Annotated in this window: 19 protein-coding genes; 11 read left to right on the top strand and 8 right to left on the bottom strand. The window is 71.2% G+C overall.

What is annotated here, in order from left to right; genetic code table 11:
• Positions 1-91 precede the first annotated feature (91 nt).
• The 3 genes from ACWPXV_RS14095 to ACWPXV_RS14085 all read right to left on the bottom strand — a co-directional run bounded on the left by ACWPXV_RS14095 (position 92) and on the right by ACWPXV_RS14085 (position 3,308).
• Positions 92-1,396 carry a cytochrome P450 gene (locus ACWPXV_RS14095; protein WP_454085803.1) on the bottom strand — a complete coding sequence of 435 codons (1,305 nt, stop codon included), beginning with the start codon at positions 1,394-1,396 and terminating at the stop codon, positions 92-94.
• A 42-nt stretch (positions 1,397-1,438) separates the two neighbouring features.
• Positions 1,439-2,413 carry an SDR family oxidoreductase gene (locus tag ACWPXV_RS14090; protein ID WP_454085802.1) on the bottom strand — a complete coding sequence of 325 codons (975 nt, stop codon included), beginning with the start codon at positions 2,411-2,413 and terminating at the stop codon, positions 1,439-1,441.
• 82 nt (positions 2,414-2,495) lie between these two features.
• Complete coding sequence (locus ACWPXV_RS14085) at positions 2,496-3,308, bottom strand: alpha/beta fold hydrolase (protein WP_454085801.1); 813 nt, start codon at positions 3,306-3,308, stop codon at positions 2,496-2,498.
• A gap of 39 nt (positions 3,309-3,347) precedes the next feature.
• On the opposite strand from ACWPXV_RS14085, the gene ACWPXV_RS14080 reads away from it, so the two are divergent.
• The 5 genes from ACWPXV_RS14080 to ACWPXV_RS14060 are packed head-to-tail and all read left to right on the top strand — an operon-like array spanning position 3,348 to position 7,395.
• On the top strand, positions 3,348-4,073 hold the full coding sequence (locus tag ACWPXV_RS14080; RefSeq protein ID WP_454085800.1) for a DUF4129 domain-containing protein: 726 nt from the start codon (positions 3,348-3,350) through the stop codon (positions 4,071-4,073).
• Positions 4,070-4,522: a hypothetical protein gene (locus ACWPXV_RS14075; protein ID WP_454085799.1), complete on the top strand. Its 453-nt coding sequence runs from the start codon at positions 4,070-4,072 to the stop codon at positions 4,520-4,522. The genes ACWPXV_RS14080 and ACWPXV_RS14075 overlap by 4 nt, the downstream gene beginning before the upstream one ends.
• Positions 4,515-5,501, top strand: coding sequence for an AAA family ATPase (locus ACWPXV_RS14070; protein WP_454085798.1), 987 nt, complete (start codon positions 4,515-4,517; stop codon positions 5,499-5,501). The genes ACWPXV_RS14075 and ACWPXV_RS14070 overlap by 8 nt, the downstream gene beginning before the upstream one ends.
• Positions 5,498-6,805 (top strand): DUF58 domain-containing protein, encoded by a 1,308-nt coding sequence (locus ACWPXV_RS14065; protein WP_454085797.1) that lies wholly within the window; start codon positions 5,498-5,500, stop codon positions 6,803-6,805. The genes ACWPXV_RS14070 and ACWPXV_RS14065 overlap by 4 nt, the downstream gene beginning before the upstream one ends.
• Positions 6,802-7,395, top strand: a complete 594-nt coding sequence (locus ACWPXV_RS14060; RefSeq protein WP_454085796.1) for a hypothetical protein — start codon at positions 6,802-6,804, stop codon at positions 7,393-7,395. Before ACWPXV_RS14065 ends, ACWPXV_RS14060 begins: the two co-directional genes overlap by 4 nt.
• A 16-nt stretch (positions 7,396-7,411) precedes the next feature.
• Here ACWPXV_RS14060 and ACWPXV_RS14055 read toward each other — a convergent pair whose 3' ends face one another.
• A complete protein-coding gene (locus ACWPXV_RS14055) occupies positions 7,412-8,971 on the bottom strand; it encodes an ABC-F family ATP-binding cassette domain-containing protein (protein WP_454085795.1) in 1,560 nt (519 codons plus the stop codon).
• Positions 8,972-9,217: 246 nt separating this feature from the next.
• Between ACWPXV_RS14055 and ACWPXV_RS14050 the strand changes: the two genes are divergently transcribed.
• From ACWPXV_RS14050 to ACWPXV_RS14030, 5 genes are read left to right on the top strand one after another with little or no spacing between them, the layout of a single operon-like run.
• Entirely contained in the window at positions 9,218-9,724 is a 507-nt protein-coding gene (locus tag ACWPXV_RS14050) for a DUF2975 domain-containing protein (protein ID WP_454085794.1), read from the top strand.
• Entirely contained in the window at positions 9,725-9,946 is a 222-nt protein-coding gene (locus ACWPXV_RS14045; RefSeq protein ID WP_454085793.1) for a helix-turn-helix domain-containing protein, read from the top strand. It begins immediately after the preceding gene.
• Positions 9,943-11,067, top strand: a complete 1,125-nt coding sequence (locus ACWPXV_RS14040) for an NAD(P)/FAD-dependent oxidoreductase (protein WP_454085792.1) — start codon at positions 9,943-9,945, stop codon at positions 11,065-11,067. The genes ACWPXV_RS14045 and ACWPXV_RS14040 overlap by 4 nt, the downstream gene beginning before the upstream one ends.
• Positions 11,068-11,102: 35 nt before the next feature.
• Entirely contained in the window at positions 11,103-11,900 is a 798-nt protein-coding gene (locus ACWPXV_RS14035) for an alpha/beta fold hydrolase (protein ID WP_454085791.1), read from the top strand.
• Positions 11,897-13,405 carry a SpoIIE family protein phosphatase gene (locus ACWPXV_RS14030; RefSeq protein ID WP_454085790.1) on the top strand — a complete coding sequence of 503 codons (1,509 nt, stop codon included), beginning with the start codon at positions 11,897-11,899 and terminating at the stop codon, positions 13,403-13,405. The genes ACWPXV_RS14035 and ACWPXV_RS14030 overlap by 4 nt, the downstream gene beginning before the upstream one ends.
• Before the next feature lie 334 nt (positions 13,406-13,739).
• On the opposite strand, the gene ACWPXV_RS14025 is transcribed toward ACWPXV_RS14030, so the two are convergent.
• From ACWPXV_RS14025 to ACWPXV_RS14010, 4 genes are all read right to left on the bottom strand, one after another.
• Positions 13,740-14,087: a type II toxin-antitoxin system PemK/MazF family toxin gene (locus tag ACWPXV_RS14025; RefSeq protein ID WP_454085789.1), complete on the bottom strand. Its 348-nt coding sequence runs from the start codon at positions 14,085-14,087 to the stop codon at positions 13,740-13,742.
• On the bottom strand, positions 14,074-14,304 hold the full coding sequence (locus ACWPXV_RS14020) for a ribbon-helix-helix domain-containing protein (RefSeq protein WP_454085788.1): 231 nt from the start codon (positions 14,302-14,304) through the stop codon (positions 14,074-14,076). The genes ACWPXV_RS14025 and ACWPXV_RS14020 overlap by 14 nt, the downstream gene beginning before the upstream one ends.
• Positions 14,305-17,374: 3,070 nt before the next feature.
• Positions 17,375-17,881, bottom strand: coding sequence for a hypothetical protein (locus ACWPXV_RS14015; RefSeq protein ID WP_454085787.1), 507 nt, complete (start codon positions 17,879-17,881; stop codon positions 17,375-17,377).
• A 485-nt stretch (positions 17,882-18,366) separates the two neighbouring features.
• Positions 18,367-20,193, bottom strand: coding sequence for a hypothetical protein (locus tag ACWPXV_RS14010; protein ID WP_454085786.1), 1,827 nt, complete (start codon positions 20,191-20,193; stop codon positions 18,367-18,369).
• Between the two features lie 740 nt (positions 20,194-20,933).
• Between ACWPXV_RS14010 and ACWPXV_RS14005 the strand changes: the two genes are divergently transcribed.
• Positions 20,934-21,980 carry a DUF3644 domain-containing protein gene (locus ACWPXV_RS14005; protein ID WP_454085785.1) on the top strand — a complete coding sequence of 349 codons (1,047 nt, stop codon included), beginning with the start codon at positions 20,934-20,936 and terminating at the stop codon, positions 21,978-21,980.
• Positions 21,981-22,869 lie beyond the last annotated feature (889 nt).

Here is a 22,869-nt window from a genome sequence, read left to right as displayed (position 1 = left end):
CGTCGGCGGCACACGCTCCGGGCATCTCCCGCGCGCCGGGTGGGAGGAACTCGTCTGTGGCCGGAGGAGCGCTGCTGCCGACGGACGGGACTCACGTTCCGGTGGGACGGAAGCTCAGGTGGAACGGGCTGAGGGAGCCCGGCAGCGGCCGGTCCGCGGACAGCGGGGCGCCCTCGAGGACGTAGTCGTGCTCGGCGAGCAGCCGGCCCAGGACCGTGCTCGCCATGAGGAGGACGACGTTGCGGCCCGGGCACATCGCCGGCCCGCCGCTGAAGGGCACGAGCGGCCAGTCTGCGTCGGTGCGCTCGCGGAGCCACAGCTCGGGGGCGAAGCGGTGGGCCTCGGGCACGTTGCGCTCGTCGCGGTGGAAGAAGGGCGCGAAGATCACGACGGAGGAGCCGGCAGCCAAGGTGCCGCCCGCCCACTCGGTGTCCTCGGTGGTGTCCCGCAGGATGAGCGGGGTGGTGGGCCACAGGCGCAGGGACTCCAGCACGCTGGCACGCAGGTAGGGCAGGTCCGGTGAGCGGTCGAGCTCCTCGCGGGCGCGGGCAGCCGCGCCGGGCGCGGTGGACAGCAGCGCGAGCGCCCGGAAGGACGACCAGGCACCGGCGTCCGCGGCGAACAGCCACTGCGGGACCTGCTGGTGGGGCTCGGTGCCGGGACGCGCGGGGGTCCTGGCCGTCAGCTCGGCGAGGCTGCCGGGCTCGGCGCGGTCGACGTACTCCTGGACCCGGCGCAGGAAACGGCGCCTCCGTGCCGTGCGCCGGGGCTTGAGGTAGGACCAGTTCGCGTCCTTGCGCAGCCGCAGGAGGTCGTCGGTGATCTCCTCGTCGTCGCGCGCGCTGTCACCCAGGACGATGCGGCGCACGACCCGCCACCATGCGACGGCGAAGGAGTCCCACGTGAGCTCGCCGGCGAAGTCGACGTGGCCGAGGAGCGCCTCGATCTCCTCGGCGACCACCGCGGCCATGTGCTCACCGTGGTCGTGCACCGGCCGGCCGGGCTGCAACACCTGCTCGTTGAAGGGGCGGCGGTGGGTGCGCTCCTCCGGGCTGGAGACGAGCACCCCCTCCGGCTGGAAGTGGCCCAGCGCGCCGCGCTTCTCCCGGCTCGCGGGGCTGAAGGGCGCCGGCGAGCCGTTGAGCACGCGGTGCACATCACCCGGGTCGAGGAGCAGCGCCATGCCCCGGCCCGGCAGCACCTGGACGGGCCCGGGCCCGTAGCGGTCGCGCAGCCGCTGCATCTCCCGTACCGCGCGGCTGTCGAGGTCGAGGCGCTGGGCCATGCCCATGACGCGCGGGCGGCGCGCGATCGCGCCGCCCGCGACCATGGGAACCAGCACGTTGAGCAGCGCACGGGCGGCGTCGGGTGCGGAAACGGTCGGGGACTGGGTCATTCAGGGTCCTCCTCGGATGTCTGACAGTGGCCGGTCGATGCGTCAGCGCCGCAGCCGGCGCAGCGCCAGCCCTCCACCGACGAGCGCACCGGCCCCGGCGAGCTGGCGCACGGCCGTGCGCCGTCGCCCGCCCCAGCCTCCTGTCACCCGGGCGAGGCGCTCGTCCGAGGAGGGCTCGTAGAGGTTGCCGCTCGTGGGCGGGGCACCGTGCGTCGGCGAGAGGTGGGTGCGGTCGACGAGGACGGCCATCATCGTCTCGGTCAGCGCGGGCGCGCCGCGGTGCTGGGCGCGCATGAGCTTGCCCCCCAGCCCGACGGTGACCTCCCGCCGCGGCCGGCGCACGGCGTCCACCACGCCTCGCGCGGCGCGTTGCGGGGCGTAGAGCGGGGGGATGGGCTGCGCCCGGCGGCCGCTGTAGTTGGCGGCCTGCTGGAAGAAGGGCGTGTCGTACGTCGCCGGCAGGACGGTGACGACGTGGATGTCGCGGGCGCCGTCGAGCCACAGCTCCGAGCGCAGGCTCACCGACAGCGCGCGGACCGCGGCCTTGGCCATCGAGTACGCGGGCGTGTAGGGCTGGGCGACCTCTCCCACCACGGAGGAGACGTTGACGAGCACGCCGCTGCCCTGCCGGCGCATCTGCTCCAGCGCTGCGCGCGCCCCGTGGACGTAGCCCATGACGTTGACCTCGAGCACGCGCCGGACGTCCTCCATCGGCGTGGCGAGCAGCGGCCCGAAGACGGTCACCGAGGCGAGGTTGACCCACACGTCGATCCGGCCGAAGGAGGTGACGGCCTGCTGGGCGAGCCGGTCGACGGCGGCCGCGTCGGTCACGTCGGTGACGACCGGCAGCGCGCGCACGCCGTGACGGCGGCACTCCTCGGCGACGGTCTCCAGCGCCTGCGCGCGGCGCGCCGCGACGACGACGTCCGCGCCCTCGCGCGCGAAGCGCAGCGCCGTGGCGCGTCCGATCCCGCTGGACGCACCCGTGACGACGACGACGCGACCCTTGACTCTCACGGCACCCTCCGGGCGTCGGTGGCACGGACGCCACCCAGTACACCCCGGCAGGTGCCCCCTCGCACGGGGACGTCCGGCCAGGTCAGGACGCGGAGCCGACCCTCCGGACGACGGCGTCGGCGACCGCGTCGGGGCTCAGCTCCGGCAGCCAGTGCCCACCGGGCAGCGGGACGAACTCGTAGGCGCCGTACACGAAGTCCCGGGTGAGCTCGGCGGCCCGGCGGCCGAGGTAGGGGTCCGCCTCGCCCCACACGTACGTCGTGGGCACCCCGACGCGCCCCGCACCCTCCCGGCTCAGCGGCACGCCGCGGTACCAGTTGAGCGCGCCGCGCGCCGCCCCCGGCTCGCGCATCCGCTCCTGGTAGTGCCTGGCCTGCTCCGGCGGCAGCCCCGCCGAGACGAGGATCCGCTCCACGCGGCTGCGCAGGACGCGCTCGGGCAGGCCCGGCAGCTGGAAGAAGGCCATGTAGGAGGAGCGCAGCGCCTGGTCCGAGCGCAGCAGCGCCGCCGTCAGCGCCGCCGGGTGCGGGGTCGAGACGACCGTCAGCGACGAGACCCGGTCCGGGTGCCGCGACCCGGCCATCCACGCGGCCCCGCCGCCCCAGTCGTGGCCGACGACGTGCGCGCGGTCCACGCCGGCGGCGTCGAGCACCGCGACGGCGTCCGCGACGAGGAACTCCAGCCGGTACGCCGCCCGCGCCGCCGGTCGGGCGCCCGGCGAGTAGCCGCGCTGGTCCATCGTGATCGTCCGCAGCCCGGCCGCGTGGAGCCGTGGCACGACGTGCCGCCAGCTCGTCGAGTCCTGCGGGAAGCCGTGGAGGAGCAGCACCGGTGGTCCGCTGCCCTCGTCACGGACGTCGAAGGTGAGGCGGCCCCTGCGCACGCGTCGCTCCATGTCCCCACGGTAGGGGACCTCGGCCGATACGGTGAGGTCATGGACGGGCGGCAGGCGACGGCGCGGCGCCGTGCCCCCGGGACGGATCGCCCGCTGCTCCTGCCGCTCCTCGCGGCGCTCGTCGCGCTCGCCGTCGTCGCCGGTGCGGCCCTCGCCGGGCCGTGGCACGTCGCGCCGCGCGAGGTGCAGCTGGGCCCCGTCCCCGTCGAGCAGACGACGACCCCGCCGGCGGAGGAGGCCCCGGAGGAGCCGCCGCCGGAGCCGACCGAGCGGGGCGTCCCCGTCACGCTCATCCTCGCGGCGGTCGGCCTCCTCCTCCTCGCCCTCCTGCTGCGGGCGCTGCTGCGCCGGGCGACGCTCGCGCGGGGCACCACCGGCGCGCCCTACGACCCAGCCCCGGGGACCGCCGTCGCGCCCACCGCCGTCGAGGCCGAGCCGGACCTGCCGGCGCTGCGCCGCGGCGTGGCCGCCGCCCGCGCGGTGCTCGCCTCGCGCCGGGAGCCCGACGACGCCGTGATCGCCGCCTGGCTCGAGCTCGAGGCCGCCGCCGCGAGCTCGGGCGTGGCGCGCGCCCCCTCGGACACCCCCACCGAGCTCACCACCGCCGTCCTGGACGCCACGCGCGCCGACCCGGACGCCACCCGCGGCCTCCTGCGCCTCTACCACCGCGCCCGCTTCGCCCCGCACGCCGTCCTCACCGCCGAGGACGTCGCCGAGGCCGGCCGCTGCCTCGAGCGCCTCGCCGCCTCGTGGGAGCCGCGGTGACCCGGGGACGGGCCGCGGCCGCCGTCCTCGCGGTCGCCGCCGTCGCCGTCGCCATGTGGAGCATCGGCTTCGACGGCGTCAACATCGCCCTCGCCGCCGCGGCCACCGCCGTCGTCGCTGCCGTCGTCGGCCACCGGGACCTGGGCCGCGACCACGTCCTGCCCCAGCTGCCCGCCGAGCAGCGCGGCGGCCACCGCCACGAGGTCTCCCAGCTGTCCTGGTCGCTCACCGACCGTGATGGGCGCGTCGGCGAGCGCGGCCTGCGCCAGCTGCGGGAGGTCGCCGCCGGCCGCCTCGCCCTCGCCGGCATCGACCCCACCGACGACGACGCCGTGCGCACCCACCTCGGCGAGCGCGCCTGGCGCACGCTGCGCGCCACCACGCCCCAGCCCGTGCGGGCGCTGGACGCCTGCCTCACCGCCCTCGAGAACCGGAGCCCCCGTGACTGACCAGCCCACCCTCTCCCCCGCCGCGCTGCACGTCGCCGAGGTCGCCACCCTCGGTGGTGACGTGCTGCGCGAGGTCGGCACCGCCGTCGTCGGCATGGCGCAGCCGCTGCGGCTGGCACTGGCGGCGGTCCTCGCCGGCGGGCACGTGCTCTTCGAGGACGTCCCGGGGCTGGGCAAGACGCTGGCGGCACGGTCCCTGGCGACCGCGCTGGGCCTGGACTTCCGGCGGCTGCAGTGCACGCCGGACCTCCTGCCCGCGGACATCACCGGCTCCTACGTGTACGACCCGGCGACGGCGGGCTTCACCTTCCGCCCCGGCCCGGTCTTCACCGGGCTCTTCCTCGCCGACGAGATCAACCGGACCGCGCCCAAGACGCAGTCCGCGCTGCTCGAGGCCATGGCCGAGCGCCAGGTGTCGGTCGAGGGGACGAGCTTCCCGCTGCCCGAGCCCTTCCACGTCATGGCCACGTCCAACCCCGTCGAGTACGAGGGGACCTACCCGCTGCCCGAGGCCCAGCTCGACCGCTTCATGGTGCGCCTGGCCGTCGGCTACCCCAGTGCGCAGGCCGAGGCGGACGTCCTGCACCGGCGGCTGGACCGGCGCCGCGAGCGCGCGGACGTCCGTCAGGTCGTCACGCCCGAGCAGCTGCTCGCCATGCAGGCGGGCGTCGAGGCCGTCGCCGTCGACCCCGACGTCGTCGCCTACTGCGTGGCCCTGGCCGCGGCCACCCGCACGCACAGCGCCGTCGAGGTCGGGGCCTCCCCGCGCGGCTCCCAGGCGCTGCTCCTCGTGGGACGGGCGCTGGCCGTGCTCGACGGTCGCGACTTCGTCACCCCCGAGGACGTCAAGGCGGTGGCCGTGCCCGCCCTCGCGCACCGCCTCACCCTCACCGCGGCGGCGTGGGCGGGCGGCACCCAGCCGAGCAGCGTCGTCACCGCCCTGCTGTCCTCCGTCCCCGGCCCCGCCAGCACCCGGTGACCCGCTGGGCCCCGCTCACCCACCTCACCGCCGGGCTCCTCCTGGGGGCCGGGGTGCTCGTCGCGGGCGCGCTCGACGGCCGCCCCGACGTCGCGGCGCTGGGCGTCGCACCGCTCCTCACCGCGGTGTGGGGCTGGACCCGCCGGCCGCGCGAGCCGCTGGAGGTGCAGGTGCGCGCCCCGCGGCAGCTCACCGCGAGCGCCGAGCTGCGCGCCCCGGCGCTGCTACGCGCCCCGGAGGGGGCCGTCGCGGCCCGGCTGCGCTCCTCCAGCCCGGGCACCGAGCCCGACGAGTGCCTCGTCCGCCTCCTCCCGGGGGAGGTCCGTGAGGTGGCGCTCGCGACGACGAGTGTGCGCACCGGGGAGAACCAGCTCTTCCGTCTCGACGCCGTCGGGCTCGGCAGCGGGCACGTCACCGCGGGCGACGTCCTCACGGTCGGACCCTCCCCCGTCCTCGTCCTGCCCGGGCAGCGCCCGCTGGACCGGCTGCCGCTGCCGCCCCGGCTCCAGGGGCTCGTCGGCCCGCCCGCCGCCCGGCGCCTCGGGGACGGCGAGGAGCTCCACGATGTCAACCTCTTCACCGCCGGCGACCGGCTGCGCCGCATCGACTGGCGCACCAGCGCCCGCCGCGGCGTCCAGGACGGGCGCCTGCAGGACCTGTACGTGCGCCGCACGCAGTCGACCGCGGAGGCGACCGTCGTCCTCGTCATCGACTCCCGCGACGACGTCGGACCGGACGTCGCGACGTGGGCCGGCGGCCGCGAGGTGCTCACGAGCGACGTCACCTCCCTCGACATCGCCCGCGAGGCCGCGGCGTCCCTCGCGCGGGCCTACCTCGGCCAGGGCGACCGCGTGGGCCTGGAGGACCTCGGGCTGCGACGGCGGCCCGTGCGCCCCGGCGGCGGGCGCCGGCACCTCGAGCGGGTCGTGCGGCGCCTGGCGCTGTCGGCTCCCGAGGGCACGCCCCGCCCCCGCGTGCGCGCGCCGCAGGTGCCCTCCGGTGCGCTCGTCGTCGTCCTGTCGACCTTCCTCGACGACGAGGCGGCGACGATGGCGCTCACGTGGCGGCACGCCGGCCACCGGGTGGTCGCCGTCGACGTGCTGCCCCCGGTGCGCGGGGCGGAGATGTCGGTGCGGCTCCTCATGGCCTACCGGATGGTCTCGCTGCAGCGCGAGGACCGGCTGACCACCCTGCGGCGCGGCGGCGTGGAGGTCGTGCGCTGGGCGGCGGACGGTCCACCGCCCAGCGGCGGGCGGGCCGAGCTCGCCACCCTCGCCCGCCGTCGCCACGGGGCGCCGCGATGAGCCCGCTGCAGCGGCTGCTCGAACGCGTGCGCGCCGCCCTCCCCCGGCCCGACGGCTCGCTCACCGTCGGCCGCCCGCGCGCGCCCCGCCGCCCACGGACGGCGCTGCGCACCGGCCCGGCCGTGCCCGCCCTCGTGCTGCGCGCGGCGCTGCTCGCGCTCGTCGCCGGCGCCGGCGCGGTCGTCGCCGGCAGCCCGACGGAGCTGGCCGTGGCGGCGGCGCTCGGCGTCGCCGTGGCGGTGCGCCCGCACGCCGCGCTGCTCGCGATCACGGTCGCCGTCCTGGTCGCCATGCTCGCGCTCACCCCCGGACCGTGGTGGGCCCTGGTGCTGCTCGCCGTGCTCAGCCACGCCACCCTGCGCGTCGGCGCCCTCACCGACGCGGTGTCCTGGCGCGGGCGCGTGGAGGTGGCCGTCCTGCGCGACGCGCTGCCCGGGTTCCTCGCCGTCCAGGCGGTCGCGCAGGTGGCCGTCGTCCTCGCGCTCGTGCTCGACGGCGCCGCCCCCGTCCCGTGGCTCGTCGTCCTCGCCGTCGCCGGCCTGGCCGTCCTCGGGTGGGTCCTCGTCCGGGACCTCCGCGCCCGCCCGTAGGCGAGGGCGGCGCCGGTCAGGCCACCCGGTCGAGGCGGCCGCCGGCCGTGAGCCGGACGACGCCGTCCAGACCCAGCCGCTGGAGGAAGGCGTCGTCGTGGCTGACGACGAGCAGCGCGCCCCGGTAGGCGCCCAGGGCGGCGACGAGCTGGTCGACGGTGGGGATGTCGAGGTCGTTCGTCGGCTCGTCGAGGACGAGCAGCTCGGGCGGCGGGTCGGTGAGCAGGACGCGGGCGAGCGCGACGCGGAAGCGCTCACCGCCGGAGAGCGTGGCGACGGCGCGGTCGACCATGTCCCCGCGCACGAGGAGCCGCGCGAGCCGGTTGCGCACCTCCCCGGGGGCGAGGTGGGGCGAGGCGGCGCGCACGGTCTCGAGGACGGTGGCGCCGTCGTCGAGCTCCGCGCGCTGGGGCAGGCAGCCGACGCGGACCGACACCGTGGGCAGGAGCGCGCGCAGGAGCGTCGTCTTGCCGACGCCGTTCGCCCCCACGAGGGCGACCCGCTCGGGCCCCTGGAGGACGACGTCGCGCCCGTCGCTGCTCGGCAGCACCGCCAGCCGGCGCCCACGGGGCACGTGCGGGTCGGGCAGGTCGACGCGCACGGCGTCGTCGTCGCGGACGGCGCTCCCAGCGAGGTCGACGGCGGCGCGCGCGGTGGCGAGGCGCGCGTCGACCGCGGTCCGACGCTCGCCCTGGGACCGCTCGGCGGCGTTGCGCCGCGCCCCCAGGACGATCGGCGGGTACTTGCCGTCGGCGCGGTCCTTGCGGCCCTGCCGCTGGCTGTGTGCCATCCGCTCCTCCGCCCGCTCGCGTTCCCGCTGCTCCCGGCGCAGGGTCTGCTCGGCCGTGCGCAGCGCCTGGCGGGCCGCCTCCTGCTGGGTGGCGAGCCACTCGCGGTACGCGCTGTGGGGGCCGCCGAAGGTGACGAGCTCACCGGCCCGCAGCTCGGCGGTGGCGTCCATGAGGTCGAGCAGGGCAAGGTCGTGGCTGACGACGACGAGCGTGCCGCGCCACCCCCGCACGACGTCGTAGACCCGCTCGCGGGCGTCGCCGTCGAGGTTGTTCGTCGGCTCGTCGAGGAGGGCGACGTCCGCCCCGCGCAGCCGCACGCCCACGAGCGCCGCGAGGACGGCCTCCCCGCCGGACAGCGCGGTGACCGGGCGGTCCAGGTCGACGGGCAGGCCGAGGGCCGCGAGCGCGGCGGCGGCGCGCTCCTCGACGTCCCAGTCGGTCCCGACGGCGTCGAAGTCGGCGGGGTCGGTGGAGCCGGCCTCGATCGCCCGCAGCGCGCGGAGGGCGGTCGCGACCCCGAGGAGGTCGGCGAGGGCGGTGCCCGGGACGGCGGTGAGCCGCTGCGGGAGGTGGTCGACGACGCCCCGCACGGAGAGCGTGCCCCCGGTGGGGACGAGGTCACCGGCGACCAGCCGGAGCAGGGTCGACTTGCCGGCACCGTTGGCGCCGACGAGCCCGGTGCTCCCGCGGCCGAAGGCGCCGCTGACGCCCTCCAGGGCAGGGGTGCCGTCGGGCCAGGAGAAGGAGAGGTCGTGGAGGACGACGGAGGACGAGGGGTGGGGCACGGTGAGGACCTTCCGGGGCGGCGGGACGTCGCGCCGCGCCCGTGGGGGCGTCAGCGCGCTGGCGGGGCGCTCCGCAGGTCTGTCATCGCTGGTCCTCTCGTCCGTCCCTCTCGCGCGGGGCAGTCCGCGGGGACCCGCACAGCCTGCGTCGCCGTGGCCGCTCGGGCAACGTATTTACTCGCCCCCTTGCCAGCACCTATCGAGTGTCGATAGATTCCGATCGTCGTTCGATTCAAGGAGGCTTCCATGGGCAGGTACGTCATCCGCGTGCTCCAGCTCGTCATCGCGATCGCGCTGCTCGGGTCCGTCGTCGTCCAGGCGGTCCTGCTGCCGCTGCTGTGGATCGATCTCGACGGCCTGGCCACCGCCCCCCGGGTGACCTTCGCCGCCAGCCTCTTCCTCGGGGTCGTGTGCCTCCAGGTCATCGCCGTGTGCATCCTGCGCCTGCTGGGGATGGTGCGCCGTGGCACCGTCTTCTCCACGGGCGCGTTCCGCTACGTCGACGTCGTCATCGGCGCCATCGCGGCGGCGTCGGTGCTCGTCCTCGCCGTCGCGGTGACCTTCGCCGTCGCCAATCGCACGACGCCAGGGGACGAGGTCGCGCCCGGCGTCGTCGGGTTCATCTGCGGCATCGCGCTCGTCGTCGCCGGCGTGGCGCTCGTCGTCTACGTCATGCGGACGCTGCTCGTCCAGGCCGTCGAGACCGCCGCTCGTGCCGAGCACCTGCGCTCCGAGCTCGACGAGGTGATCTAGGTGCCCATCGTCGTCGACATCGACGTCATGCTCGCCCGCCGGAAGATGTCGGTCGGGACGCTCGCCGAGCGGGTGGGCATCACACCCGCGAACCTCGCGGTGCTCAAGAACGGCCGCGCCAAGGCCGTCCGCTTCACCACCCTCGAGGCGCTGTGCGAGGCGCTCGACTGCCAGCCGGGCGACCTGCTGCGCTGGGCGCCGGACGGGACGCCGGCACCGTGAGCGCCGGGTGGGACACCGACGTCCTCGTCGTCGGTGCGGGGCTGGCGGGGCTGCACGTCGCCGCGCTGCTCGCCGGCCGCGGGCACGCCGTGAGTGTCGTCGACAAGCGCACCGACCTCGGCCGGTCAGTGCGCACCACCGGCATCTTCGTGCGCCGCACCCTGGACGACTTCGCGCTCCCCGAGGACCGCCTCGGGCCGCCGATCCGGCGGGTGGCGCTCTACCCGCCGAGCCTGCGCCGGCCCGTCGTCCTGGACAGCGACCGCGACGAGTTCCGCGTCGGGGACATGCCCGGGCTCTACGCGGCCTTCACCGACCGGGCGCGCGCGGCCGGTGCCCGCGTGCTCCTCGGCACCCGATACGCCGGGTACGCCGACGGCGCGGTGCAGTTCGTGGGCAGCGACGGCGCACCGTCCGTGGTCCGCCCGCGGTTCGTCGTCGGGGCCGACGGCGCCCGCTCCCGGGTGGCCCGCGACCTGCACCTGGACCGCAACGAGCGGCTCCTCGTCGGCGCGGAGGAGGTGTTCCCGAGCGCGGGCACCGAGGTGCCGGCCTTCCACTGCGTCCTGCACCCCCGGCTCGCCCCGGGCTACCTCGGCTGGGTCGTCGACGACGGCGAGCACGTCCACCTCGGCACCGCCGGCTACGGCGCCCGCTACCCCGACGGCGTGTGGCGTGCGATGCGGGACCTCGCGGCCGTGGCACCCGGCCTGCCGTCCCGCCCGGCCGCCGTCGAGCGCCGCGGCGGTCCCATCCCGGTGGGCGGGCTGCTGCGACGCATCAGCTCCCCGCGCGGGCTGCTCGTCGGGGACGCCGCCGGGGCCGTGTCCCCACTGACGGCCGGCGGCCTGGACCCGTGCCTGCGCCTGTCCGAGCACGCCGCGGACGCCCTCGACGACGCCCTGACGAGCGACGACGCCGGGGCCCTGCGCTCCTACGATGGTGCCGCGCTGCGCCGCCGGTTCCGCGGGCGGGTGGCGATGCGACGCGCCATGGGCCTCGTGCGTTCCCCGGGTGCCATGGAGGCGGCCTTCGCGGCCCTGCGCACCCCGCCGGGGCAGCGCGCGGCCCGGAGCATCTTCTTCGCAGACCGGTCCTTCCCGCTGCCCGCCCCGGTCTGATCCGGGGCGCGCCGCCATACCGTAATGTCGCCCTCGTGGATGTCCTCGAGCGGAACAACGTCCGGGTGAGCGGCACGGTAGACGGCCCCACCATGGTGCTGGCGCACGGCTTCGGCTGCGACCAGCAGATGTGGCGCCTCGTCGTCCCTCACTTCGAGGCGACGCACCGGGTGGTGCTCTTCGACCACGTCGGCGCCGGGGGCTCCGACGCGTCCGCCTACGACGCCGCCCGCCACGCCCGCCTCGAGGGCTACGCGCAGGACGTCGTCGAGATCATCGAGGCGCTCGACGCCGGGCCCGTCGTCCTCGTCGGCCACTCCGTGAGCGCGATGATCGGCCTCCTCGCCGCTCGCGAGCGGCCCGAGCTCGTCGACCGGCTCGTCCTCGTGGGCCCCAGCCCCCGCTACATCGACGACGGCGACTACCGCGGCGGCTTCAGCCAGGAGGAGATCGACGAGCTCCTCGAGACGATGGACGACAACTACCTCGGCTGGTCGGCCCACATCGCCCCGGTCATCATGGGCGTGCCCGACCGCCCCGAGCTCGGTGAGGAGCTCACGGCGAGCTTCTGCCGCACCGACCCCACCCTCGCGCGCCGCTTCGCCCGCACGACCTTCCTCTCCGACAACCGCGCGGACCTGCCGGAGGTCACCACCCCCGCGCTCGTCGTCCAGTGCCGCGAGGACGTCATCGCGCCCATGGAGGTGGGCGAGTACGTCCGCGACCACCTCCCCCACAGCGACTTCGCCGTCCTCGACGCCGTGGGCCACTGCCCCAACCTCAGCGCCCCGGACCAGCTCGTCGCGGCGATGAAGGCGTACCTGCCGGCGTGAACGACCGCGCCGCCGCCTGGGACGAGGCGCCGTGCGGCCTGCTCCTCCTGGCCGACGACGGCACGGTCCTCGACGCCAACGCGACCTTCCTCCAGTGGGTCGGGCGGCCCGCCGCCGAGGTCCTCGGGCGGGTACGCCTGAGCCAGCTCCTCTCGGTGGGCGGGCGGATCTACTGGGAGACCCACCTGTCCCCGCTGCTGCACGTCGAGGGCCGGGCCGACGAGGTGGGGCTCGAGCTGCGCGGCACGGGCGGCCGCGTCCCCGTGCTCATGACCGCCGTCGTGGGCCCGGACGGCCGCGTGCGGGTCTCCGTCTCCAGCGCGCGGGACCGCTCCCGCTACGAGCGCGAGCTGCTGGCCGCGCGCAAGGACGCCGAGTCCGCCGCCGAGCGCACGCAGGTGCTCCAGGACGTCACCGCCGCCCTCTCGGCCGCCGTCGGCCGGGAGGGGGTGTCCGCCGCCCTGCTGCGCACCACCCCCTCCCTCGGCGCGCGGGCTGCGACGTGCTGGCTCACCGACCCCGCGGGCCGGCTGGTCCCCCACTCGGCCACGGGTGAGGAGGCCGGCAGCACCGGCCCCCTGCCCGTGCGCTCGTGGCCGCGCGCCGCGGTCGTCGCCGACGGCCGGGTCCTCGTCCCGCTCCACGGGCAGGCGGGCCTGCACGGGGTGCTGTCCCTCCAGCCCGACGACGGCGCGGGCGCCGAGCCGCCGGACCTCGCCGTGCTCACCGCCGTCGGGCAGCAGGCAGGCGCCGCCCTGGACCGGGCCGGTCTCTTCGACCGCAGCGCCGCGATCGCCCACCAGCTCCAGCAGGCGCTCCTCACCGCACCCCTGCCCCAGGACGAGCGCGTCGACGTGACGACGGCGTACCGCCCGGGCGTGGAGTCCCTCGAGGTGGGCGGGGACTGGCACGACGCCTTCCACCTCGACGACCACGTCCTGGGGGTCGCCATCGGCGACGTCGTGGGCCGCGGGCTGGACGCCGCCATCGCGATGGGACAGCTGCGCAGCGCCGTCCGGGCGCTCGCCGGTCCCGGCGTCGGCCCCGCCCGGGTGCTCGGCGCCCTGGACACCTTCGTCCAGCGCGTCCCGGACTCCACGTCCGCCACCGTCCTCTACGGCGAGCTCGACCTCCTCACGGGGCGCTTCCGCTTCGCCTGCGCCGGCCACCTGCCGCCGCTGCTCCTCGAGCGCGAGGGCACGCCCCGGCTCGTGTGGGACGGGCGCTCCACGCCCCTCGGGCTCAACGCTCCCGGCAGCGAGCGCCCGGAGGCGTCCGTGGACCTCGTGCCCGGCGACCGGCTGCTCCTGTACACCGACGGGCTCGTGGAGCGGCGCGACCGCCCGCTGCCCACCCGGCTCGACGAGCTCGTCGCCGTGGGCGCGCAGAGCCGGGCGCTCGAGCCGGACGCGGCGGTGCGCACGGTGACCGAGCGGATGCTCCCGGCCGGCGAGGGCCACGACGACGTCTGCCTGCTCCTGCTCACCTGGAGCGGCACCGCCTGACCTGCCGGTGCCCAGCGCCTGGGGAACGCAGAAGGCCCGGACCTGATGGTCCGGGCCTTCTCCTGGTAGCGGGGGCAGGATTTGAACCTGCGACCTCCGGAACGAATCAAGGGCGTTCCGGCTACCGCCGATCGGCGCGGGAAACAGCGGATTCGCTTGTGTTGTCGAGGAAGTCTCCTCGCTGACACCTCCGACTCTACCCGGTCTGTGACGGGCTGTGACGGCTCAATGTGGAGGGTAAATGGAGGGCGGCTCGAACGCTGGCACTCCAGCGATCTCGCCGACTGCCAGCGTCCCCAGGATCCAGGCCAGCGCCACTTTTGCCGTGCGGTGCTTACAGCTGCAGGTGGAGGCGAAGTGCGTCGTCGAGGTGGGCCATGACGTCGGCGGAGGCTCGTCCGAGGACGGCGCCGAGGCGCTCGACTGCGATGGAGCGGACTTGCTCGGCCTGGGCCTTGGAGTCCTGCCGGAGGCCGGTCGCGGCTGCGGGCAGGAGGGTTTGAAAGGGGAAGATCCGGTCGGTGTTGCTGGTCACCGGCACCACGGTGACCACTCCGCGGCCGAGCCGCGCCGCGGTCGCGTTCGCTCGGTCATTGCTGACGATCACGGCAGGACGACGACTGTTGGCCTCGCTCCCGCGAACGGGTTCCAGATCGACGAGCCGGATCTCACCGCGCAACATCAGCGATCCCGTCGGCCGCGCTCGAGTCCCATGCCGCCTGATCACCCGAGGCTTCCCACTCCTGCCACGCGGCTTCGTAGTCCTGCTCCAAAGCGGGCAAGCGAAGCATTCGCACTGCGTGTTGCACCGCTGCAGACCTCGAGGGCAGGCCGGCGGTACGGGCGTACTCGTCAAGGATCGCCACATCCTCCTCCGGCAGGCTGACACTGAGCTTCATACCGCAATGCTACCGCAGTACTACCATGAGTCGAGAGAGCAGCTCTCGTGCTCGCGATGGACGCGCGGGCGTCGCGCGCAGAGCGTGCGTCGAGCGCGTCCGGTGTAACCGCCAGCACTGCCGGTCCGCCCCGCTGGACGATCCGCTCGCGGGGATAGACGGCGCTTAGCGGCTGGTGGCTCGATCGGCGTCGGATCGAGTCCTTGTCACGGCGCAGCCGTTGTCGTCCACAACCGCGGTTCAGGGACAAGGTCGGAGCGGCGTGTGGTATGGCATGTACATGAGAATCGTCGCTGTGGCCGTTGGCCTGATATGCGCCCTTTCCTTCTACCTCGTTTCGGTGACCCTCAACGCTCATCCGGAGCCCACCGCCTTCAATGGCTGGATTGAATTGGTTCAGGAAGAAGACGGACTACCCGAGTCCAAACATCAAATCCTCTTGCAGGCCCACTCGGATTATCGCGGTCTCGAGGCTGAACTATTGACGTACTCTGTCGTTGTATGCGCAACGGACGGTGAGCCATTCGAAGGCTTGCTCCTGATAGGTGGCGATGCACGTCTACGCGATTTGCGTGCAACCGGGCCCACCGAGTCCATTCCTGCGGTGCGCGATATACCGAGTCTCGCGCTTGGCTGGCCGGGAGCTCCGGTAGCGCTCGGCGGTGTGCAGGCGGTCGAGATCAACATCGACCGGCCGTCGCCGTGCTGGGCCGAGACGCTTGAGGACACTTCGGCGGGGTTCGGCGGATCTCCCGTGGAAGTGTCAGGACGCCCAGAGGGTAACGTGAGGCGGCCAACGACGGTGGGATGGTGGTCAGGTCCGCGGTCTGGGATGACATGGCCCCTGATCGGAGCCATTCCTGGACTTCCCTCGAGCGCCGCAGGGGTGTTCGAAGCGGTCGAGGGACTGTCTGGCTCGTGGCTTCGCGTGACGGCCCGACGCAACGTCGTTACCGGCCCCGTACTCGAAGGACGATCGCACATCGAGGTTGCGCGGCCCGGACTTTCGGAGGTCGACACTCTTGCCTGGGAAAGCAGCCGACCGGTCGCACCTACTGTGCGGATAGTGGACTTCGAGATTCTGAACAGGTGGCAGCACTGGCAGGTGGTGGCATCGATTGCTCTTGGTATCGGCGGGTCGCTGGTCGCGGGCGTGTTCCTAAATGACCGGCGCATGGGTCCTACACCACTCGGGACGTCCAGCGGTGAGGGCACGGCGCCAGTTGAGGCGCTTCAGTGGCAGCGGGATGGTGGGGCCCAGCCGTTTCACGGTACGCGCGAGAATCACGTAGTTCGCGTAGTCGTCCTCGCTTTCCTTCTAGCCATTTTCCGCCGTCTTCACGCGTCTCGGAGACGGAGAAGGGGGTGAGGTTCTGAGGTCACGTACCCATGATCGTCGGGCTGCCCGCATCGGGAACCCGGAAAGATGCGAAGCGCAGCCGAGACGCTTGATACCGTGCGTTTATGCCGAAGCACCCTCGCCTCCCGGACGTCGTCGATGCGGCGACCTCGCTCGCCGCTGGACTCGACAATCCAACCCTGCTCGTGACTCTTCATCGCGACATCGATCAGTTGAGCGGTCTGGACGGGCGCAGGCTCGGAAACTCAGCCAAGCAGTACGCGCTACGCTGGGCGGTCTTTTCCATGTCGTACGCAGCGCTCGAGGCATTTTTCAACGACGTACTCAGAGACCCAGCCTCCCCGCGTACGTTGCCGCTGAACCCGGATAAGCTCCGCCATGCCGGTCAACAGCAGGGCGTCACACTCTTCGCCAACAACTGGGGCGTGCGTACGAGGACGCCGAGCGCTGGATTGGGCAACCGATCCAGATGGATGGCATTCGAGGGGACGCAGTCACTGAGTGCCTACCTGGCCGACATGAAGAACCTCCGCGACCTTCTCAGTCATGGACAAGATCCGCGAACGGTCTCTAACGCCTCTGGAGCTTTGTGGCCCCTGGCGGACGGAGGTCACTCAATGCGGCTGATGGGTGCCGAGGGATTCATCCAAGCCGTGTGCGACTTGGCCGCACAGACTGTCCTGGCCTTCGGTGGCGATCAAACCGACTTCCCTGCCTGGCCTGAGCCAGCAAGGTCCGGGCTCTCAGCTGAGCCGCGCCCAGCGCTCACACTCCTCACGTAAGTCCGCCGGTAAGGCCCCGCTGACCGCGGTGGTGTCGGAGAGTTCGTACCCGACGTCCGACGCCTCTCTGCGAGCCTAAGTCGGTGCTCGACGTAGTTGCGTCAAGCGCTATCCCCCGGAGCGGATCTTCCTACCGGACACTCGGACAGAAGCGGTCGTGAGACCGGCCTCGGTCCGAGAATGGCGAGCGCGTTGAGATCTCCCCGATGCCACGATCTGAGGTCGCGAGACCCTAGCCGGCGCTGTGCTGAGCGCCCGGTTCAAGCCGAGCACACCGTGAAGTACTGATCACCTCGGCAGCCACTTGGAATGTGCTCAGCGCTCGATGAGGGCAGCGTCTGGTGGTAGCCCCCCCCAGGGACACGGAGTCGCCCGCGGAGAACGTATGGCCGAATCCGGAGAGCTCGCCAGCTTCGTCGTCCCAGGTGAACTCGGTTGGGAAGACCGGCACGATGACCTAGCCAGCATCATCGACCACCGTGAAGCAGCCGTTCTCCAATGCGACGATGCCCCCGAGAAGTGCGGTGTCGCCCTCGCCCCAGCGGCTCGTTCGCGTGTAAGAGACCGCTGGCGACTCGGGATCCGCCTCGGGAGGCGTCGAAGACGAAGAACACCCCGCGAACGCGATTGTCGCTGCAGCCAATGCCACCCACGATGCTCGGGCGCTCCGGGTGATGGTCCGCATGTGGCCAGCCTGGCATCACTGGACTTCGCTTCGGAGTCGATTCAGACCGCTGACGCCGCATCGTTACGCGCCTTCCACGGCTCTTTGGTCGCCAGCGCCCTAACGCTCCCGAAAGTCGGTCGGCCTACGGAACGTCGACCAGTGCCGCGCCTGCGTTGTGACCGAGAGCGTGGGCCGCCACTGAGCGGCGAAAGAACCCCGCCATCTAGCGGCCAAAGCCAGGCCCCTCGGAGGGGCGGCTGCTCAGTTCACCACCGGTATCGCGACCGTGGTTCCGTGCTCGGAAGTCTCCCACCGGTTTCTGTCGGCATCGGTGAAGCCGATTCTCAGTACTGCGTGAGCCCAGCGCATCCGTGGTGGAGGCAGCTCCTCCATTAGCACTTCTTGGGGGTGCTCAGCTGGGGGCAGAACGCTCAGGCCGACAACCTGCTTCTCCTTGTCGAATACGGCTACGTCGTAGATCGGTCCGCCGGATCCATTGAAAATAAAGTAACTCTGTCGAAACCCTGCGGGTTGACCCGCTTCGAAGGAGGTTGCCGCCTCAACCCAAGCGACGATCCTTCGCGCGCGAGCGTAGCTTTCACGCTTGATGATCTCCTCACGTTCACGCCGGCCGCGTCGAAGCTCGGCGACGGCGAGCCACACAGCCACGACGATCGCGAAGAGGGCCCCCACACCAGCGGCCAGTTCTGCCCAAGAACCGGCAAGGGGGATCGACAGCCACCGTGGCACGTCGCTGGACGTCAGCATGGACAGCGGGGCTCGGAGGTGCACAAGAAGTGAGCGTAGAGGCGCAGAGGCCTCGGTGGTGAATGATCCGGAACGAATCGAGGGCCTTCCGGCTACCGCCGATCGGCTCGGGAAAGAGCGGATTCGCTTGTGTTGTCGAGGAAATCTCCTCGCTGGCACCTCGGACTCTAGCCGATCGATGACGGGCTGTGACGGCTCAATGTGGAGGGTAAATGGAGGGCGGCCGAATCGCGAGGTCCACCGGCGACGTTGAAGGCGGGGAGGGGGCTACCGCGCCGAGGCGCCGAAGCCGAGTCGCGCGGATGGGCAGGGCTGGGGCACCGCGACGGTGACAAACGTCGGGACGAAGACTTCCGCACATTGCCCAGCAGACGCCGCCACGCTTTCCCGTCGCTGCGCGGGTCGTCGGATCGCCCACTCTGGCGCCCGAAGGGCACCACTCATGGCGGGGATCCGCTCCTGGCCGACCCCGCCGGCGTCCGGTCTTAAGGTGCCGAACCGCTACCCGTGCTGGCACGCGGCCCTGAGTCTAAGTCGTTCTGGTTGACCATCACGCCACTCAACGGCACCAAGTGGTACTCCTCCACCCAAGGACCTGCGATCTCCACGGAGGGCCCTGCATCGCGATCCAAGCCGAAGGAAACCGCCTTCTGCGGGTCTATCTGACTCAACTCGTCGAGTTTCGACCGCAAGTCAACGAACTTGTCAGATGGGAGCATGCTCTCATCCACGGTGACGCGTGCAGCGAGGTGCTGGGCACGATCATGAAGGCACCACGTGAGCATGCCGTTCGGATGCCGTACGGCGTACAGGAAGGCAGCGGCGGGATCGGGGACGCGCGGATGCTCCTTGTCGCGGCGGCGGCGGGTCACCGTTTCACGCCATCGCACAAAAGTCTCGTCCCAGTTCGGCTGGCTCGGATCCGCCATGAGCGCGACCAACTCTGGCGACCGTACTTTCCGTTCTTCGAAGGTTCGGGCGCCGGCCAGCATCCACGCGGTTCGCGGATATTTGCTCAGGTTGCGCTTGTTCAGCAGGCGGTCGACGAGGAACGCCAGGAGCTCGTCGAGCCGTGACAGTGCAAGGGTCGCCTCACCACGGGTCGGGACATAGGTGCCGTGGACGACTCGGTGCCGGAGCTGCGCCACGTCGTCATGCCACCTGGTCACCTGGTTCGGCGCGCGGAGATCCCATTGCCCACCGAGGCGCGATGCGTACTCACGCTTCACCCGCGACTTCAGGGAATCAGGCCAACTTCCGGCTACATCCTCAGGATAGGCACCTTCCTCCCAGATCATGTGCAGGAGGAGCTCGTCCAGAAGCGACTCAGACGTTACGCCACACAGGATCGCTGCGATCCGAGTGTCACCGTGGCGGTGCAGCGCGACTTTGGCTTCGCGATAGATATCCAGGGATGCCACGAACGGAGCAGATCCGGCGATTCGAGGCCGCGCACGGGCAACGTCCGCAAGTTGGTCATCCGACAGCGTCGGTGGCGTGATGATCGCGCGGAAATTGTCGTTCGCTTGGACGATGCCATGGGCCCAGGCACCTGGGCCGTCGTCATTAGGTCCGTGCTTGCGCAGGATGAGTGGCACAAACGTGGGCAATCGTTCACGCGTCAAGAGGGTGATCGGGTCGCCAGTGACGGCATGATACGACCGCTGAAAAGCATGGATATCTGAGACTGCGTACTCGAGGGCCATGCTCAGTCGGGGTGCGAGATCCTTCGGTAGCTCAGCGGTGTATGGCCACTCCGCCGTCTGCAGTTGGCGCTCGGAAATATCGAGCACAGGGTGGGGTAACACTGGTACTTCTCCGACGATCCGCAGCGGGACGACCGCTTCGATGATCGTGACTTGGCCGACGCCTTGCTCTCGAGGAGGTCGGGGCGCCTCGGACCAAGTGACGCCGGCCTGATCGAGCGTTGAGAGTGGTGCTTCGTCGTGGAGAAAGTTTGCTCGCATGACGATGTTGGCCGCGTCGAACGCGGTTCTAGCCCACACGTCTGTCTCGACATGGCGGACCATCAGTGAACTGAGAAACGTGCAGTAGTGAAACCACTTCTCGATAGCTTGCACGTCGATGGGAGCGATCTCAGCCCTGCCTCGTGCTTCCAATGGCTTCGTTACGAAGGCGACGCCGCTATCTATGATGCTCTGCGAGGTAGGGACGTCGATGGCACCGTAAGTCGGAATCTCTTGTTTGTCAGCGAGCGCCAAGGGATCGGGCAGAGGTAGGAAAAAGACTGCGTAGACCTCGTCCAAATTTAGTAGCACATGGCGGGGTTCACCCAGGAGTTCATCGTCCATCGCAAACCTTTCCTGACAGCCGCTGGGGCGAGGCTGCTGCCTCTAACACGCAGCCTCTTGGAACTTCCCTTGGATGAGGTCATTACCCACCGAACTTCTTCAGGGTCTTCTCCAGATCACTGAGAGCCTTCGATGCTTGGCGAGCACCGCCACCTTCGTCCTCAAGTTTCACGCTGTGCCCTCGCGAGCAGCGGACTGTCCGTTGTCTGGCAACGTCGTCGAGTGTAAAGCGCACCTTGCCATTACATGACGGGCACTCGGTTTCCAACTTGTCGAACATCGAGCATCACCTTCCTTCGAAGGCCATTGTGCACTCACCCTCCGACATTCTCAGGCGAATCGACGGCGAGCCGGCGGCCAACTCCTCATCGGACACTCGATCTGAGACTGTCCACGCGCCAGAGCGCTCGAGGCAGTGCGAAGTGACGCCAGGTTGCCGAGAGCCGATGCGTGCTACCCGTCCCAGGCAGCCGCGAGTGTCCGTAGCATGATTTCTGCGCGATCTACGGGGAGCACGGCCGCCACCCCGGCATTCCCCCGTGCCGGGTCTCCGGCTAACGACCAGACGACGGCGGGCCCCGTCTGCGGCGATGAGCCAGCCGCCGATCGTGCTGGCCCGTCGTCGGCGGTAACGCGCACAACGCGATAACGACCGCGACCACAGCCAGGAACTCGTAGGCTCTTGCTGACCGCTGACGTTGCAACACCAGTGGGATAGAGCCGAGCGAGAGGGAGTCCGAATGCCGCCCCGCCCACGTTGGTGGCACACCCTGCAAGCGGCCAAGAATGAGGCGCGGCTGGCCGTAGACCTATACAACCGCCAGGGCAACGAACGCCAATTGGAAGCGTTCATCGTGCACATGGCGCTAGCGTGGTTGAAGTTAATGCAGTCCCACACAGAGCGGACCGGCGGCGACCTGTACGTGCGTGATAAGCGAGGTCGACGCGTACGAAGCGAGGACGGGGACTGGCAGTACAAGGCTGCTAGACAGCTGCGTCGCGATCTGTTCCCTGACAACGACCCGCGGCGGATCAACATCGAGTTCTTCGCCGGGCTCCGCAACCGGGTGGAGCACCGGCATGAGAACAACATCGCCACACTCGTTGCAGGTCGGACCCAAGCGCATCTGTTGAATTTCGAGGAGACGCTGATCGAGTGGTTCGGCGCTGACGAAGCCCTGGCAGACGAGTTGCGGTTCCCGCTCTTCGTCTCCTCCATCACCCAGGACGCCGTCTCCGCGGTGAAGCGAGTCCGTAGCCAAGTGCCGGTCGCAGTGCTTGAATGGATCCAAGACTTCGACGCTTCAATCGAACCGGACGTAGCTCAGAACCAGGCGTTCGACTTCCGCATATACCTCATCCCACACAAGGGCCCGAAGACAGAAGCCGACGCAGCGATGACCTACGTCAACGCGAGCGACCTGACCGACGAGCAGAATGCCGTCGTGGACCAGGTCCGCAGCATAATCAAGGAGAAGCAGGTCCCGGTCGTCGACCTCGGAAGCCTACTTCCAGGTCAGGTGGTCGAACAGGTGGCCGCGACCCTCGCGCGACCATTCACCATGCACACCCACACGCAGTGCTGGCGCCACTTCCGGGTGCGACCTCCAGGCGGGGCGAGCGATCCAGCCGCCACGCGTGCTGACTTCTGCCGCTGGAACGCCGCGTTCGAGCAGTACGTCTATACCGAAGCGTGGGTTAAGTTCCTGATCCGCAAATTGAGCGATCAGGAGACCTACACACAGGTCACCGGTACCGCTCCCTCAACGAGTGAGAGACAGGCCTAGCGAGCCCGGAGCGAGACGTCAAAGGCGCCCTGTAGGCACTCGTTTGCAAGGTTTCGCCGGCGCAAGACCGTCCTTGATGTCGCGCGACCGGTGGCTGATCCCCCGCAGATCTTGGCTAGCGTCTGGTCCGAGGAGGCAGATGCCTGATGCCGGGGCCCTCGACGGGTTCCCAAACCGGGACGTGCGCGGGCTTCGCGGCATGAGTGGACTCACGCGCGACCGGGCGTGGTGCGGCCCCGACACCGAAGCGCTACCGCCCGCTGGTGCCGGGGCCGAACGGTCACCCCTTACCGAGAGTCGACGCGGCCTTGCTCTTCGCCGACTTACTCGAGGCGCTAGACGCGAGCGTCTTACCCGCCTTCGACAGTGCTGACTTCGACGGCTTGGCCATGCGGATCACCTCCTCTCAGCATCAATCTCAGCGTCGCATCGAGGTCTGACATCGAGCCGACCGCTCCGGCACTGCGAGAGCATGCGAACTCCTGCCGACTCCTAGTGCGCGGCACATCACCGCCGGCGGCTCGGTCGGCGACCTCCTGCTACTTCACCTCCACGGCGAAGAGAACGAGTTCGTCCCGATCGATCCTGGCCAAGCGAGCCTCGAGGTAATCCATGGGCCACGGACCGGGTTGAAGACGTACCTGGCCGCACGGCACGAAATCTTCAACGAGACGAACAAGGCGGACGCGCTTGCCGACCTCATCGCGTTCATCGACGCGTCCCTCACTAGTTGACCGACCAGCGCATCGACGCTGCAGGTCGTCGACGTACTGTCGAACTCGCACCGATGTCCAGGTAGCCCACGGTGGACAGTGTCTCGACGCCATGATTGTCCGTCGAAGGGTCAGGTTGCCTCACCAGGCGGCACTGGCGGTGTTAGATAATCGTC

It is taken from the genome of Georgenia sp. Marseille-Q6866 (assembly GCF_965111665.1).
Note: the sequence above shows the minus strand (reverse complement) of the source record. Positions and strands in the feature narration are given on the sequence as shown.

Coding starts and splice junctions, on each gene's coding strand:
- ACWPXV_RS14080 (WP_454085800.1), top strand. CDS start 3,348: ATGGACGGGCGGCAGGCGACGGCGCGGCGCCGTGCCCCCGGGACGGAT.
- ACWPXV_RS14085 (WP_454085801.1), bottom strand. CDS start 3,308: ATGGAGCGACGCGTGCGCAGGGGCCGCCTCACCTTCGACGTCCGTGAC.
- ACWPXV_RS14020 (WP_454085788.1), bottom strand. CDS start 14,304: ATGAAGCTCAGTGTCAGCCTGCCGGAGGAGGATGTGGCGATCCTTGAC.
- ACWPXV_RS14095 (WP_454085803.1), bottom strand. CDS start 1,396: ATGACCCAGTCCCCGACCGTTTCCGCACCCGACGCCGCCCGTGCGCTG.
- ACWPXV_RS14050 (WP_454085794.1), top strand. CDS start 9,218: ATGGGCAGGTACGTCATCCGCGTGCTCCAGCTCGTCATCGCGATCGCG.
- ACWPXV_RS14015 (WP_454085787.1), bottom strand. CDS start 17,881: ATGCTGACGTCCAGCGACGTGCCACGGTGGCTGTCGATCCCCCTTGCC.
- ACWPXV_RS14005 (WP_454085785.1), top strand. CDS start 20,934: ATGCCGCCCCGCCCACGTTGGTGGCACACCCTGCAAGCGGCCAAGAAT.
- ACWPXV_RS14010 (WP_454085786.1), bottom strand. CDS start 20,193: ATGGACGATGAACTCCTGGGTGAACCCCGCCATGTGCTACTAAATTTG.
- ACWPXV_RS14060 (WP_454085796.1), top strand. CDS start 6,802: ATGAGCCCGCTGCAGCGGCTGCTCGAACGCGTGCGCGCCGCCCTCCCC.
- ACWPXV_RS14025 (WP_454085789.1), bottom strand. CDS start 14,087: ATGTTGCGCGGTGAGATCCGGCTCGTCGATCTGGAACCCGTTCGCGGG.